At 72.0% G+C, this 14,220-nt stretch carries 16 protein-coding genes; 7 read left to right on the forward strand and 9 right to left on the reverse strand.

Features of this window, described 5'->3' with window-relative positions:
* Positions 1-139 precede the first annotated feature (139 nt).
* Positions 140-1,540: a penicillin-binding transpeptidase domain-containing protein gene (locus RWE79_RS26445; RefSeq protein ID WP_475942560.1), complete on the reverse strand. Its 1,401-nt coding sequence runs from the start codon at positions 1,538-1,540 to the stop codon at positions 140-142.
* Positions 1,537-2,889: an FtsW/RodA/SpoVE family cell cycle protein gene (locus RWE79_RS26450; protein ID WP_475942561.1), complete on the reverse strand. Its 1,353-nt coding sequence runs from the start codon at positions 2,887-2,889 to the stop codon at positions 1,537-1,539. Before RWE79_RS26450 ends, RWE79_RS26445 begins: the two co-directional genes overlap by 4 nt.
* An 87-nt stretch (positions 2,890-2,976) precedes the next feature.
* Here RWE79_RS26450 and RWE79_RS26455 point away from each other — a divergent pair, with 87 nt between their 5' ends.
* Positions 2,977-3,648, forward strand: coding sequence for a pentapeptide repeat-containing protein (locus tag RWE79_RS26455; protein WP_475942562.1), 672 nt, complete (start codon positions 2,977-2,979; stop codon positions 3,646-3,648).
* On the opposite strand, the gene RWE79_RS26460 is transcribed toward RWE79_RS26455, so the two are convergent.
* Positions 3,589-4,200 (reverse strand): GNAT family N-acetyltransferase, encoded by a 612-nt coding sequence (locus RWE79_RS26460; RefSeq protein WP_475942563.1) that lies wholly within the window; start codon positions 4,198-4,200, stop codon positions 3,589-3,591. The two genes, RWE79_RS26455 and RWE79_RS26460, sit on opposite strands and share 60 nt — an antisense overlap.
* Before the next feature lie 49 nt (positions 4,201-4,249).
* Here RWE79_RS26460 and RWE79_RS26465 point away from each other — a divergent pair, with 49 nt between their 5' ends.
* Entirely contained in the window at positions 4,250-4,840 is a 591-nt protein-coding gene (locus RWE79_RS26465) for a pyridoxamine 5'-phosphate oxidase family protein (protein ID WP_475942564.1), read from the forward strand.
* Positions 4,841-4,913: 73 nt separating this feature from the next.
* Positions 4,914-6,110: a transglycosylase family protein gene (locus RWE79_RS26470; protein WP_475942565.1), complete on the forward strand. Its 1,197-nt coding sequence runs from the start codon at positions 4,914-4,916 to the stop codon at positions 6,108-6,110.
* A 22-nt stretch (positions 6,111-6,132) separates the two neighbouring features.
* On the opposite strand, the gene RWE79_RS26475 is transcribed toward RWE79_RS26470, so the two are convergent.
* Positions 6,133-6,552, reverse strand: a complete 420-nt coding sequence (locus RWE79_RS26475) for an ATP-binding protein (RefSeq protein ID WP_475942566.1) — start codon at positions 6,550-6,552, stop codon at positions 6,133-6,135.
* A 242-nt stretch (positions 6,553-6,794) separates the two neighbouring features.
* On the opposite strand from RWE79_RS26475, the gene RWE79_RS26480 reads away from it, so the two are divergent.
* The 4 genes from RWE79_RS26480 to RWE79_RS26495 all read left to right on the forward strand — a co-directional run bounded on the left by RWE79_RS26480 (position 6,795) and on the right by RWE79_RS26495 (position 10,264).
* Positions 6,795-7,655, forward strand: a complete 861-nt coding sequence (locus tag RWE79_RS26480; RefSeq protein ID WP_475942567.1) for a helix-turn-helix domain-containing protein — start codon at positions 6,795-6,797, stop codon at positions 7,653-7,655.
* A gap of 3 nt (positions 7,656-7,658) precedes the next feature.
* The gene (locus RWE79_RS26485) at positions 7,659-7,916 is read left to right on the forward strand and encodes a DUF397 domain-containing protein (protein WP_475942568.1); all 258 of its coding nucleotides are present in this window, start codon (positions 7,659-7,661) and stop codon (positions 7,914-7,916) included.
* Entirely contained in the window at positions 7,913-8,719 is an 807-nt protein-coding gene (locus RWE79_RS26490) for an SAM-dependent methyltransferase (RefSeq protein WP_475942569.1), read from the forward strand. Before RWE79_RS26485 ends, RWE79_RS26490 begins: the two co-directional genes overlap by 4 nt.
* A 162-nt stretch (positions 8,720-8,881) precedes the next feature.
* Positions 8,882-10,264, forward strand: coding sequence for a S1 family peptidase (locus RWE79_RS26495; protein ID WP_475942570.1), 1,383 nt, complete (start codon positions 8,882-8,884; stop codon positions 10,262-10,264).
* Between the two features lie 59 nt (positions 10,265-10,323).
* Here the strand turns inward: RWE79_RS26495 and RWE79_RS26500 are convergent, their stop codons facing one another.
* Genes RWE79_RS26500 through RWE79_RS26520 form a run of 5 tightly spaced genes read right to left on the reverse strand, consistent with a single transcriptional unit; the run spans position 10,324 to position 14,159 of the window.
* The gene (locus RWE79_RS26500) at positions 10,324-10,779 is read right to left on the reverse strand and encodes an HD domain-containing protein (RefSeq protein ID WP_475942571.1); all 456 of its coding nucleotides are present in this window, start codon (positions 10,777-10,779) and stop codon (positions 10,324-10,326) included.
* A 26-nt stretch (positions 10,780-10,805) separates the two neighbouring features.
* Positions 10,806-11,846 (reverse strand): NAD(P)H-dependent flavin oxidoreductase, encoded by a 1,041-nt coding sequence (locus RWE79_RS26505; protein ID WP_475946113.1) that lies wholly within the window; start codon positions 11,844-11,846, stop codon positions 10,806-10,808.
* On the reverse strand, positions 11,846-12,574 hold the full coding sequence (locus RWE79_RS26510; RefSeq protein ID WP_475942572.1) for a CoA-transferase subunit beta: 729 nt from the start codon (positions 12,572-12,574) through the stop codon (positions 11,846-11,848). The genes RWE79_RS26505 and RWE79_RS26510 overlap by 1 nt, the downstream gene beginning before the upstream one ends.
* The gene (locus RWE79_RS26515; protein WP_475946115.1) at positions 12,571-13,344 is read right to left on the reverse strand and encodes a CoA transferase subunit A; all 774 of its coding nucleotides are present in this window, start codon (positions 13,342-13,344) and stop codon (positions 12,571-12,573) included. Before RWE79_RS26515 ends, RWE79_RS26510 begins: the two co-directional genes overlap by 4 nt.
* A gap of 56 nt (positions 13,345-13,400) precedes the next feature.
* Positions 13,401-14,159 carry an enoyl-CoA hydratase family protein gene (locus tag RWE79_RS26520; protein WP_475942573.1) on the reverse strand — a complete coding sequence of 253 codons (759 nt, stop codon included), beginning with the start codon at positions 14,157-14,159 and terminating at the stop codon, positions 13,401-13,403.
* Positions 14,160-14,220 lie beyond the last annotated feature (61 nt).

Here is a 14,220-nt window from a genome sequence, read left to right on the forward strand (position 1 = left end):
ACAGGAAATGCCTTTCGGGAAGCCTGGCGGGGCTCCCGGCGGTCCGTACGCCTAGGCGTCGCCGCGGGCGGGGAGCACCCGTACTGCTGGAGCGGTAATGGGGCTCACCTCCTCGGTACCTCGATCCGGTCGGGTCACACTACCGCAGTGCCGTCCGCAGCACGGCCCGCATCACGGCCCGCGCGACGGGCGCCGCGTTGCCGCCGCCGCTGATGTCGGCCCGGTCGGCCGCGGCGTCCTCGACGACGACGGCGACCGCGACCGACGGGCCCGGGGACCGCACGGGATGCGCCCAGGAGATGAACCAGGCCAGCGGGGTGCCGCGGTTGTTCTCGCCGTTCTGGGCGGTGCCGGTCTTGCCGCCGACGACCGCGCCGCGGATGGCGGCGTTGCGGCCGGTGCCGTCGGTGACCGCACCGGTCATCAGCTCCTGCATCCGGGCGGCCACGGCGGGGTTCATGACCTGCCGGTAGACGGAGAAGTCCGAGAAGGGCGAGCCGTAGCCGTGGTCGATGATGTGGGGCTGCATCAGGGTGCCGCCGTTCGCGACGGCGGCGGCGACCATGGCCATCTGCAGGGGCGTGGCGGCGGTGTTGTACTGGCCGATGGAGGACAGGGCGAGCTGGGCACGGTCCACCCGGGTGTCGAAGACGCTGGTGGCGGCGCGGGACGGGATGCGCAGCGAACGGTCGTTGAAGCCGAAGGCCTCGGCGGTGGTGGCCATGGCGCGCAGTCCGGTGTCGACACCGAGCTTGCCGAAGACGGTGTTGCAGGAGATCTCGTAGGCCAGCCGCAGGCTCGCGTCGCGGCAGGCGTCGGAGGACCGCGACTCGTTGGTGAGCCGGACGGTGGAGCCGGGCAGCGGGTAGGGGTCGGGCGAGTCGGTGGGCGCGTCGAGGTCCGTGACGGCCCCGACGGCGAGCGCGGCCACGGCGGTGACCGTCTTGAAGGCGGAGCCCGGGGGATAGGTCTGGCGCAGCGCCCGGTTGAGCATCGGCCGGCCGGGGTCGCCGAGCAGGTCCGCCCAGGCGCCGGTGGTCCGCGTTCCGGCGCCGGCGATGGAACCCGGGTCGTACGAGGGCGTGCTGACCAGGGCCAGGACGCGTCCGGTCGCCGGGTCCAGGGCCGCGACGGCGCCCTTCTTGCGGCCGAGGCCCTCGTAGGCGGCGCGCTGGGCGGCGGGGTCGACGGTGGTGTGCACGTCGTCGCCGGGGGCGAGGATGCCGTCGGCGGCGGCCTCGACGAGCGTGCCGCCGTAGGTCTGCGAGGCGAAGCCGGTGACGGGGGCGTAGAGCGGGCCGTCGGTGTAGGTGCGTACGTATCTGAGCTGGTGGCCGGTGCGGCGGGAGCCGGTCACCGGGCGGCCGCCGACCAGGATGTCGCCGCGCGGATGGTCGTAACGGGCGATCAGCGGGCGGCGGTTGGCGGGATTGCGGTCGTAGGCGGCGGAGTCCACGAGCTGCACCCGGAAGGCGTTCACCAGCAGCGCGGCGAACAGCAGCAGGCAGAAGGCGGCGGCGTGCCGGGCGTGGCGGTTCACGGGGCGGTCCCGTCGTCGGCGGTCCGGCCGGCGGTGTCGCTGAGCAGCATCAGCAGCGCGACGATGACCCAGTTGGTGACGACCGACGAGCCGCCCTGGGCCAGGAAGGGCATCGCCATGCCGGTGAGCGGGATCAGGTCCGTCACACCGCCGGCGATGACGAACACCTGGAGTGCGACGACCGAGGCGAGGCCGATCGCCAGCAGCCGCCCGAAGGGGTCGCGCATCGCGAGTCCGGCGCTGTAGCCGCGGGCGGTCAGCACGGCGTAGAGCAGGAAGATCGCGCTCAGCCCCGCCAGCCCCAGCTCCTCGCCGGCGGTGGCCAGGACGAAGTCGGACTTGACGGCGAAGCCGATGAGCACCGAGTGCCCCTGGCCCAGTCCGGTGCCCAGCGCCCCGCCGGCGGCGAACGCGAAGAGCGACTCGGCGAGTTGGCCCGGCCCCCGGCCCGCGTCGATGCTGGCGAAGGGATGCAGCCAGTCCTGGACCCGGCTGTGGACGTGCGGTTCGAGCCCGCCGACCAGCGCCGCCCCGGCCGCGGACAGGAGCAGTCCGACGGCGATCCAGCCGGTGCGGCCGGTCGCGACGTAGAGCAGGATCACGAACATGCCGAAGAACAGCAGTGAGGTGCCCAGGTCCCGCTCCAGCACCAGGACGCCGACGCTGATCGCCCACACCGCCAGCACCGGCCCCAGCACCCGCCCGGTGGGCAGCTGGACGAACCACAGCCGGCGGCCGGCATGGGCCAGGGCGTGCCGCTTGTCGGCCAGGTAGGCGGCGAAGAACACGGCCAGCAGCACCTTCGCGAACTCGCCGGGCTGGATGGACAGCCCCGCGCACTGGATCCAGATCCTGGAGCCGTTCACCGCCGGGAAGAGGATCGGCACGGTCATCAGGGCGAGGGCGGCGGCCACACAGATGTAGGCGTACCGGGCCGCCGAGCGGTAGTCGCGCAGGAGGAGCACCACGGTGACGAAGAGCGCCACCCCGATGGCCGACCAGACCAGCTGGGTGGGGGCGGAGGCCCGGTGGGTCGCCAGGTCGAGCCGGTGGATCAGGGTCAGGCCCAGTGCGTTGAGCAGGACGGCGATCGGCAGCAGCAGCGGGTCCGCGTACGGGGCCGCCGCCCGCACCGCGCCGTGCGCGACGAGCGCCAGCGCCCCCAGCGCGCACGCGTAGCCGGTGACGTCGCGGGGCAGCCGGCCGGTGGTGGCCAGTCCGACGTCGCAGTAGCCGTAGACGCCGATCCCGACGGCGCAGAGCAGCAGCACGAGTTCGGTGCCGCGCCGGGGGCGCCGGGGCAGCCGGACCGCGGGCAGCGGGCGCGCGTCCAGGATCGTTGCGCTCATGGCAGGCAACGTAGCAAGAGGTGCCCGATAATTCGCTTATGCCCGCCGGGCCGGGCGTTGTCAGTGGCACCCCTTACGGTGGTGATCGTGAACCCACGACCGTCCCGGATCCCGGAAGAGCTCGGCGACCTGCCGTACGCGGACCTGCTCCAGCCCCATGAGGGCGGCGGGCTCGCCGTGGAGGCGCGCTACGACACCGTCCACTTCGACCGCCTGCGCTTCGAGGACGACGAGGCGGCCGGGGCGCACTTCCTTGAGTGCGCGATAACGGACAGTTCCTTCACCGGCGTGAGCCTGCGCCGGGCCCGCCTCAACGACGTCTTTCTGCGTGGCGACCGCTTCGTCGGCACCCGGCTCGCCGAGTCGGACTGGCTGGACACCACGGCCGACGGCTGCGTCCTCGCGGGGGTGGAGGCCTTCGGTTCGGTGCTTCGGCGGGTGGTCTTCCGGCGCTGCAAGTTCGACTCGGTCAATCTGCGCGGCGCCGCGCTGTACGACGTGGTCTTCGAGGACTGCGTGCTGCGGGACGTGGATCTGGGCGGGGCGAAGCTGGACGGGGTGACGTTCCCCGGGTCGGCGCTGGAGCGGATACGGCTGGGCGGGGCGGTCCTCAAACGGACCGACCTGCGCGGCGCGACCCGCCTCGACCTCGCCGACGGATACGAGTCGCTGCGCGGCGCGGTCATCGGCACGGGACAGCTACTGGAGCTGGCGCCGGCCCTCGCCGCGACCGTCGGGATCACCGTCAAGGACGACTGAGGCGACGGCCGGGCCGAGGATCAGCGGCGGCCGGTCGGCGTAGGTCAGACGGGCCACACCGTCGTTGGTGTCCAGGAACTCGCCGTAGTTCCGCAGGCCCAGGCGTTCGGCGACCCGTCGTGAGGCCGCGTTGTGGTCGAGGATCCAGGCGAAGACCGGGGCGTCGGGGTCGACGCTGTGGGCGGCCTTCACGGCGGCCCGGGACATCTCGGTGGCGAAGCCCCGGCCCCAGGAGGAGGGGGCGAAGCGGTAGTAGAGGTTCCAGCCGCCGCTGGCGTGCCGCTGCACCCCGCCGACGCCGATCGTCGAGCCCTCGCCGCGCAGCCGTACGCACCAGTAGCTCAGCCCGTCCGTGCGCCAGCGGGCGGCGGCCCGGTCGATCCACACGCGGGTCTGGTCGGCCGTGGTGTGCCGCTCCTCGGGGGCGTGCCGCCAGGTGTCCGGGTCGGAGTTGATGGCGAAGAGCGGGGCCACATCCGCCATCGAGACGGCGCGCAGTTCGAGGCGCTCGGTCAGCACGCGCTCGAAAGCATTCGGACGATCTTCGTTCATCGGTCAATAATCACACGGATCCGTGCGGGCAGCACTGATAATTCATTGCATGGGAAAGATCTATGAGCGCATCGACGGCCGTCTGCGGTCGTTCATCCTGAAGCAGAAAATCTTCTTCACCGGCACCGCGCCACTGGCCGGCGACGGCCGCGTCAACCTCTCCCCGAAGGGCCTCACCGAGGGTTCCTTCGTGATCATCGACGATCTCACGCTGGCCTACCTCGACCTCGGCGGCAGCGGTGCCGAGACCATCGCCCATCTGCGGGAGAACGGCCGCATCACCCTCATGTGGTGCGCCTTCGACGGCCCGCCCAACATCGTCCGCGTGCACGGCAGGGGCGAGCCGGTCTTCCGCGACGACCCCCGCTGGGACGGTCTGATCGCGCGCTTCGGCGAGGACTGCCGCACCCGGACCGACTGCCGGGCCGTCATCGTCGTCACGGCGGAACGGGTCAGCGACTCCTGCGGGTACGCGGTGCCCTTCATGGACTACGTCGAGGACCGAGACCTGCACACCCGCCGTTTCGGCCGGGAGACCGACGAAAGTTTCAACGACTACTGCGAGAAGAAGCCGTACCTCGCCACCAGCATCGACGGCCTGCCGGGGCTCCCGTTGCCGCTTCCGGCCCGAACTTCCTGAAACGCACAGGGTCTTGTGGCCCGGGGGTCCTTCTGCGCTAATGGCTCGAACGGAACGCAGAGGACGGTCACTCATGCCCGTAATCGGACGCCACCGCCGCCCGGCCCAGCCCGGTCGGCTGAACCGGATCTCCGTCGCCGCCACGGCGGGCGGCGCGGGTATCGCCCTGCCGCTCATCGGTGCCCCCAGCGCGAGCGCGGCAACCGCCACCACCTGGGAGAAGGTCGCCGACTGCGAGAGCAGCGGCAACTGGAGCATCAACACGGGCAACGGGTACTACGGCGGGCTGCAGTTCAAACAGTCCACGTGGAAGGCGTACGGAGGCTCCGCGTACGGGGCCCGCGCCGACCTCGCCACCCAGCAGGAGCAGATAGCCGTGGCCGAGAAGGTCCTGGCGGCCCAGGGCCCGACGGCCTGGCCGGTGTGCTCGGTGAAGGCCGGGCTGACCCGCACCGAGGTGCACAAGTACACGTACACGGAGAAGGCCGCCACCAAGGTCAAGGCCAAGGTCAAGGCCGCGCCCGCCACCAAGGCCGAGGCCGAGCCGAAGAGCAAGGCCGAGGCCGGGACCGGCAGCGGGCCCACGAAGAGCAGGAGCGGCGGCTACGAGGTCGTCAGCGGCGACACGCTGTCCGGAATCGCCGACGAGCACGACGTGAGCGGCGGCTGGCACCGCCTCTACGAGGCCAACCGCGCCACCGTCGGCCAGGACCCGGACCTCATCCTGCCCGGCCAGCGGCTGTCCCTGCCCGGCGGCACGAAGGCCACGGCCTCGGCCGCGACCAAGGCCAAGCCTGCGACGAAGGCGAAACCGGCCGCGAAGACCCCCGCCACGCACACCACGCACACCACCCACCACGCCTCGTACGCGTCGCCCATCAGCGGCAGCTTCCGGCTCGGCACCGCCTGGGGCACCACCGGTTCGCTGTGGTCCAGCGGCCACCACACGGGCCAGGACTTCGTCGTACCGACCGGCACCTCGGTCAAGGCCGTCGCCGCCGGCACCGTGGTCACCGCGGGCTGGGGCGGAGCGTACGGCTACCAGGTGGTGATCCGGCACGCCGACGGGATGTACACGCAGTACGGCCACTTCTCCTCGCTCACCGTCCGCGCCGGGCAGACCGTGAGCGCCGGCCAGCAGATCGGCCGCTCCGGCGCCACCGGCAACACCACGGGCCCGCACCTGCATTTCGAGGTCCGTACCGGCCCGGGCTACGGGTCCGACGTCAGCCCGCTCGCGTACCTGCGCAAGCACGGCGTCAAGGTCTAGGGAAAGCCCGCCCGGCGGGCCGTCAGTTCAGTTCCAGCGCCGCCCACACGGCGTGACCGCCGCTGCCCGTGCGGGCCTCGCCGGAGCCCCAGCGTGCCGCCAGGTGCTCGACGAGCATCAGCCCGCGCCCGCCCTCGTCGTCGGCGGCGGCCACCCGCGGCGTGGGCCGGCTGTCCGCCGGGCCCCGGTCGGTGACCTCCACGTAGAGCAGTGACTCGGCCGTCCACAGGGCCACGTCTATCCGGTCTCCGCCGCTGTGCCGCACGGCGTTGGTGAACAGCTCGCTCACGATGAGCACCAGGTCGTCGCCGATGCCGTCCGCGCCCCAGCCCAGCAGGATCGACCGCACCCTGCGCCGTGCCTCGCCGACCTGTCCGTTCTCGGCAGGGAGCCGGAAGGAGTCATGGCAGGGCAGGCGGGTCAAGCGCACATCGGGAGCCATGGTGTCTGCCTTCCATGTGCCTGTGGGGGGACACGTCACCGGGAGGGCAGGCCGGGGCGGAGCCCAACTCCCGTGCAAGCGCGGCCTCATGGGCTGGATCACTCTGCAACTATCGCTGCCGTCACGGCCAGCTGGCAAGGGGCACTTTGCAGAATGCAGACGTCGGATTGCAGGATGTTCCCCGCACGGGGGCCATGGCACACTTCTGGAACCCAGCGGCACGAGAGGCAGAGGTAGACGGCATGAGTGAACCGCGGTCCGCCCCGACCGTCGGCCAGATCGTCCTCGGCAAGCGGCTGCAGGACCTCCGTGAGAAGGCGGGCCTCTCCCCGGAACAGGCCGCCCGTGCGCTGCGCGTCAACCAGACCACCGTCCGGCGTATGGAGAAGGCCGAGGTCGGCCTCAAACTCCTCTACGTCGAGAAGCTGCTGCAGACCTACGGCGTCGCCCGCGCCGAGATCGACGACTTCCTCTCCCTCGCCGAGGAGGCCAACCGCCCCGGCTGGTGGCACAACTTCCGCGATGTGGTGCCCGACTGGTTCAGCGTCTACGTGTCGCTGGAAGGCGCCGCCAGGATGATCCGGGCCTACGAGCCGCACTACGTGCCCGGACTGCTCCAGACCGAGGACTACGTCCGCACCCTCCTGGGCGTCGGCTTTCCCGACGCGAGCCGCGAGGAACTCGACAAGCGGGTCGCGCTGCGCATGGAACGGCAGTCCCTGCTGACCCGGGCCGAGGACGCGCCCCGTCTGTGGGCCGTCGTGGACGAGACCGTGCTGCGCCGCAACGTCGGAGGGCCCCAGGTGATGCGGGGTCAGATCAACCGGCTGCTGCGGGCGGTCGAACTGAGCAATGTGACGATCCAGGTCGTGCCCTTCTCCACGGGGCCCCATCCCGGCGCCTTCGGGCCGTTCCAGATCTTCCGCTTCGGGATTCCCGAACTGCCCGACATCGTCTACTCGGAGGGGCTGACCAGTGCCTCCTACCGGGACGAGCGCGCCGAAGTCGCCACGTACCTCCAGACCCTGGACCGGATGTGCGAGCAGGCGGCGACCCCGGAAGGCACCGAGGCCTTCCTCCACGCTCTGCTCAAGGAGATCTGAACCATGGATCGCGACCAACACCACATACGTAACGGGATGCCGGCCAGGAACCTCGGCACCGAGGGCTGGCACAAGCCGTGGAGCGGCACCAACGGCGGCTCCTGCGTCGAGGCGAAGAAGCTCAACGACGGCCGGGTGGCCCTCCGGCAGTCCACCGACCCCGACGGGCCGGCACTGATCTGCAGCAACCAGGACATCACCCAGTTCATCCTCGGCGCCAAGTCCGGCGCCGCGGACTTCCTGATGGGAGAACGAGCATGACCCCGGGCCGTATCGACACCACCAAGCCGCACCCGGCCCGGATGTACGACTACTACCTGGGCGGCAAGGACCACTACGAGGTCGACGCGCAGGCCGCCCAGCAGGTCCTGACCATCAACCCCCACGCCGCCCACGGGGCCAGGGCGCTGCGGCTGTTCATGCAGCGCTCCACCCGCTACCTGGCCGCCGAGGCGGGCATCCGGCAGTTCCTCGACATAGGCACCGGCATCCCCACCGAGCCCAACCTCCACCAGGTCGCCCAGAGCGTGCACCCCGACGCCCGGATCGTCTACGCCGACAACGACCCGATCGTCCTCACCCACGCCCGCGCGCTGCTGCGCAGCTCCCCGCAGGGACGGACGGCCTATCTCGACGCCGACGTACGGGAGCCGGGGAAGATCCTCGACGCGCCCGAGCTGCACGACACGATCGACCTGTCGCAGCCGGTCGCGCTGAGCCTTAACGCGCTCCTGCACTTCGTCCCCGACGAGTTCCACGCCTACGACCTCGTGCGGGCCTTCGTGGACGCCCTGGCGCCCGGCAGCTATCTGGTCATCTCGCATGTGACGGGCGACTTCGACCCGGTGACGCTGGGGAAGGTCATCGAGGTCTACCGCGCCGGCGGGATCCCCGCGCAGCTGCGTTCGCAGAGCGAGGTGGCACGTTTCTTCGAGCACCTGGAGCCCGTCGAGCCGGGTGTCGTACCGGTGCACCAGTGGCGGCAGCCGGAGGGCGGCGACCTCAGCTCGGGGTACACGAACGCGCAGGCCGCGAGCTGGGTGGGGGTCGCCCGCAAGAACTGATGCCGGGGCCGGCGGGCCGGTCCCGGGCCCGGCCGGCGGCCCGTCGGCGGGGCGTCCGCGGCCGGCCCGGCGGGTTGCTTGTCGGATTCTCATAAAAGAATTTGAGTCCCTCGGTGAGGGCGTCGCGTATCTAGCGACGAACCTGGCCCAGGGAGGCATCAGTTGAGTCACGCAAGGCAACGCAACGTCCGCAGGATCGGCATCTTCGCCACGGCAGGCGGACTGGTCTGCGCCGGGGCGGTGGTCGCCGGAGCGTTCGCGAGCCAGTCGTCCTCGCCGGCGCCCACGCCCGACGCGGCGACACTCGCCGGAACGCTGGTCAGCCAGCTCGGCGGCGACAGCACGGCAGGCAGCTGGATAGGCGAGGACGGTAAAACCGTCGTCGCCGTCACCACCGACGCCGCGGCCAAGACCGTGGAGGACGCCGGCGCAACCGCGAAGAGGGTGACCCGCAGCTCCGACCAGCTGGCCACCGCCGCGGCGGCGCTCAAGGCCGCCCCCACGGTGACCGGCACCGCCTGGTCGGTGAACCCGCAGACCAACCAGGTCGTGGTGCTCGCCGACAAGACGGTCTCCGCCACCGACTGGACGGCCCTGTCCGCCACCGCGGACGCCCAGAACGGCGCCGTACGGATGGAGCGCACCACCAGCACCTTCAGCACCCGCGCCGCCATCGCCGGTGGTGACGCGATCTTCTCCGACGTCGCCCGCTGTTCGCTGGGCTTCAACGTCACCGACGGCACCAGCAACTTCATTCTCACCGCCGGTCACTGCGGTGCGGTCGGTACGCCCTGGGCCGCCGACCAGAACGCCACCGCGACGCTCGGCGAGACGGTGAAGGACACCTTCCCCGGCGACGGTGACTTCTCGCTGATCTCCACCGACGGCACGGCCGTCGAGCAGCCCAGCGAGGTCGACCTCGGTGACTCCACCCAGGCCATCACCGCCGCCGCCGAGGCCGTGGTCGGTGAGAAGGTCACCCGCAGCGGCAGCACCACCGGTGTGCACGACGGCCAGGTCCAGGCGCTCGATGCCACGGTCAACTACCCCGAGGGCACCGTCACCGGCCTGATCCAGACCGATGTCTGCGCCGAGCCCGGCGACAGCGGCGGCCCGCTCTTCGACGGTGAGTCCGCCGTCGGCCTCACCTCCGGCGGCGACGGCGACTGCACCGTCGGCGGCACCACCTTCTTCCAGCCGGTCACCACCGCCCTCGCCGCGCTCGGCGTGGACATCCCGGCGGCCGACGGCGCCGCGGCGACCGACACCGCGACCGACGCGGCTTCCGACGCGGCCACGGACGAGGCCACCGACACCGCCGACCCGTCGGTGACGGACACCGCCGCCGCGACGGACGAGGCCACCGACACGGCCGCTCCCACGGACGAGGCCACCGCGACGGACGAGGCCACCGCCACCGACGAGGCCACCGACACGGCAGCCCCCACGGACGAGGCCACCGCCACCGAGGAGCCGCCCGCGGACGTCGCCCCCGGCTACATGTACGACACCAGCAACAAGCACCACAAGAAGAAGAAGCACTGACGAGAACGCTCCCCGAACCACCGCGCCCCGCCATGCAGTCGGCGGGGCGCGGCGGTGTGTCAGCCCTGTGCGGTCCGGATGCCCAGCAGCTCCCGTACCCGCTCGTACTTGGCCGTCAGCCGCTCCCGCGTCGCCCGCGGCAGCACCGCCAGGCGGCGCGGGTCGGCGTTGTGCGCCAGATCCGACTCCTTGACCAGCAGGGCCCCCGGCACGGCCAGGATCCGCGCGGTGTAGTCCTCCAGGGCCTCCCCGGGCTGTTTGGTCAGGGCCAGCACCATGTCCTTGACGGCCTGCGGCAGTTCGGCGCCCTCCAGCCACCGCGGGGACAGCACGCCGTCCTCCACGCTGTCGTGCAGCCAGGCCGCCGCGATCTGCTCCGGCGAACCGCCACGCTCGGCGACACCGCCCGCCACGGCCGCCAGATGCTCGGCGTACGGGCGTCCCGCCTTGTCGACCTGCGCGGCGTGCGCGAGACGGGCGAGGGCTTCCACCTGGGACAGATTCACTTCGGACATACCCCGATGCTACGAGCCGGCCGGCCCTACGGCAGCCGGGAGAGGGTCCGTTCGGCCTCCGCCATGACGCGCGCCACGAGCTCCGCGCACGACGGCAGATCGCCGATCAGCCCGGCGACCTGACCGGAGGCCATGATGCCCAGGTCGGGACGGCCGTCGACCATGGCCCGTCTGAGCATCATCGGCGCGGTGGCCGCCAGCAGCACCTGGCTCCAGGTCAGCCGGTGTCCGTGCCGCATCGCGAGCCCGTCCCGCACCATGGCCGGCCAGCTCATCCCGGAGACCCTGCGGAAGGCCGCCGCGTGCCGCACCGCGCGCAGCAGCGCGGCGGCCCGCCCGGCGCGTTCGAGGGCTCCCACCAGGTCCGTACGGAGCATGCGGTGCGGGAGGCCGTCGATCCGGTCGGTGAGGATGACGTCCTGGACGCCGGCCGCCAGATAGCGGGCCTTGACCGCGTCCGGGACCGGGCTGTCCGAGGTCAGCAGGAAGCGGGTGCCCATGGCGATCCCGGCCGCGCCGTAGGCGAGGGCGGCGACCAGCCCGCGGCCGTCGTGGAAGCCGCCGGCCGCGATCACCGGGATGTCCACGGCGTCGACGACCTGCGGCAGCAGCACGGTGGTGGCCACCGCCCCGGTGTGCCCGCCGCCCTCGGAGCCCTGGACCAGGACGGCGTCCGCGCCCCACCCGGCGACCTTCTCGGCGTGCCGGCGGGCACCCACCGAGGGGATGACCACGACGCCGGCGTCCTTGAGGCGGGCGATCAGCTCACGGGAGGGCGCGAGGGCGAAGGAGGCCACCCGTACGCCCTCGTCGATGATGATGCGTACCCGCTCGGCCGCGTCCGCCGCGTCGGCGCGCAGATTGACGCCGAACGGGGCCCGGGTACGGGCCCGCACCTCCCGGACCGCGGCGCGGAGCCGGTCGGGGGACATGGTCGCGGAGGCGAGGATGCCGAGCGCCCCGGCGTTCGCGGTGGCGGACACCAGGCGCGGCCCGGCGACCCACCCCATACCGGTCTGGACAATGGGGTGGTGAACACCGGTCAGTTCGGTGAACGGTGTCTCGATCATGATATTACCTCGCGGTAACGGAGCCCCTCCGGGTCCACCACCTCCCGCAGCAGCCGCAGTTCCGCCGCCGTGGGCTCGCGGGTGTACGGCAGCGGGCCCGGCGGTACGGCCAGGTCGAAGCCGGTGGCCTCCCGTACCTCCTCGGGGCTCACGCCGGGGTGCAGGGACCGGATCCGCATCGTCCGGTCGGGGGTCGCGAAGTCGAAGACGCCCAGGTCGCTCACCACCTGGCGGATGTCGTGGAAGCGGGTCGCGGACGGCCCGGCCGCGGCGGCCCGGGCGGGGCCCACCCCGCACACCATGTCGACCTGCTCGACGAAGACCCGGCGGCTGTGCCTGGGGACCCAGTAACTGGTCGGATTGTTCAGGGTGTTGACCGGCGCCCCGCGTACACCCAGCAGCTGACGGGTGGGCCGCGCCCAGTCGCCGACGCAGGAGATGTTCTGGTTGCCGTGCCGGTCGATCTGGCTGGCGCCCATCATCACGTGCCGCCGCCCGCCGGTGACCAGGGCGAGATGCTGCCGGTAGGGGAGCCAGCCCTCGACGGCGCCCCCGGCGTCCACCAGCAGCGCCTCGCCGTCGGTCAGCAGCAGCTCCGGGGCGAAGGTCAGCCGGGCCAGCCGCGCACCGGCGGAGGGCACCGTGCCCATCGGGCTGGCCAGGATCTCGCCGTCGCCGCGCCACGCCTCGGCGCAGGCGATCACGCAGTAGTCGGCGCGCCTCATCCCCGTGCCTCCTTCACATAGGCCCGCTGGGCTTCCTCGTCCCGTCCGTAGTCCGGCACGCAGGAGGTGAAGCCGGCACCGCCGGGGGCCTCCACCACCCCGGTGACGTACTGCCGCCGCACCAGCAGCGACTGCGGGCCGGCCCCGTCCTTGAGCAGGTCGGCGGTGTCGACGACGCGTTCGCACGACACGTACGCGCTCCCGGCGGCCTGGCAGAACAGGTCGTCGAAGTACGGGTCCGGGCCCAGGTACTGGGCGTTGCCGCGGGCGTCGGCCCGGTTGAGGTGGACCAGCGCGGCGTCCAGCGGCAGGGCGGGCACGGCGACCAGTTCCTCACCGTCCGGGTACGGGGAGGTGACCGTGCGCAGCCCCGGGTTGACCCGCATCACGTCCGAGCCGAGGCCCGCCCGCACCGGCAGGAAGGGCAGCCGGTGCACGGCCGCCGTCAGCCCCCACATCAGCATCGCCTCGTCCAGCTCGACCAGTTCGAGGGCCCCCGCCTGCCGGGCCTTCCCGAAGTGCGGCTCCAGCGGGATCGAGTCGAGGGTGACGAAGGCGGTGACCAGCTTGCGTATCCGGCCCGCCGCCACCAGCATCCCGACGTCGGGGCCGCCGTACGACACGACGGTCAGATCGGTGACCGGGGTCCGTAACAGGGCGTCGACCAGGGCCATCGGCTTACGGCGCGAACCCCAGCCGCCGATGCCCACCGTCATCCCGGAGCGGAGCCGGGCGGCCACCTCGTCCGCGGTCATCAGCTTGCCGGTCATGAGTCCGTCGGTCATGAGTCCGTCGGTCATGCATCCCTCGGTCATGGGTCCCTCAGTCATGCGCCCTCCCTGGCGGCCGGTGCGGCGAACGCGTCGCGGTGCCGGTCCGCGACGCCGGTGAGGTTCGCCTCGAAGGTGAAGCCCTGCTCGAAGCGGTAACTCCGGTGTACGTCCACCGGGTCGATGCCGTTGATCGCGGCCTTGGCCATCCGGACCAGCTCCCCGTCCTTGGCTGCGATCTCACCGGCCAGGGCCAGCGCCGCCTGCCGCAGCCCGGCCGGCGGCACGACCTGCCACACCGAGCCGTGCCGGTGCAGCTCGGCCGCGCCGATGGTGCGCGAGGTGTAGTAGAGGGTCCGCATCAGGTGCTGCGGGACCAGCCGGGCCAGATGGGTCGCCGCGCCCAGCGCGCCCCGGTCCAGCTCGGGCAGCCCGAAGAAGGCACCCTCGGCGGCGACGATCGCGTCGGCGTTGCCCACCAGCCCGACGCCCCCGCCCAGGCAGAAGCCCTGCACGGCGGCGACCACCGGCACCTCGCAGTCGTACACCGCCGCGAAGGCCTCGTAGCAGCCGCGGTTGGCGCCGACGAGCGCGGTGTGGCCCTCGGTGCGCTGCATCTCCTTGATGTCGACGCCCGCGTTGAAGCCCCGCCCCTCGGCCGCCAGGACCACGCAGCGGACGTCCCGGTCCTGCCCCGCGGCGCGCACGGCGGCGGCCAGCTCGTACCAGCCGCGCACCGGGAGGGCGTTGACGGGCGGGTAGTCGACGGCGACGACGGCGATGCCCGGTTCCGGGTTCGAGGTGGAGACACCCATACGAGAATCAGCTACCTTTCCACCAAACGTTTGTTAGGGGATTTTGATATACCGGGAAGGT

It is taken from the genome of Streptomyces sp. RLA131 (genome assembly GCF_056270125.1).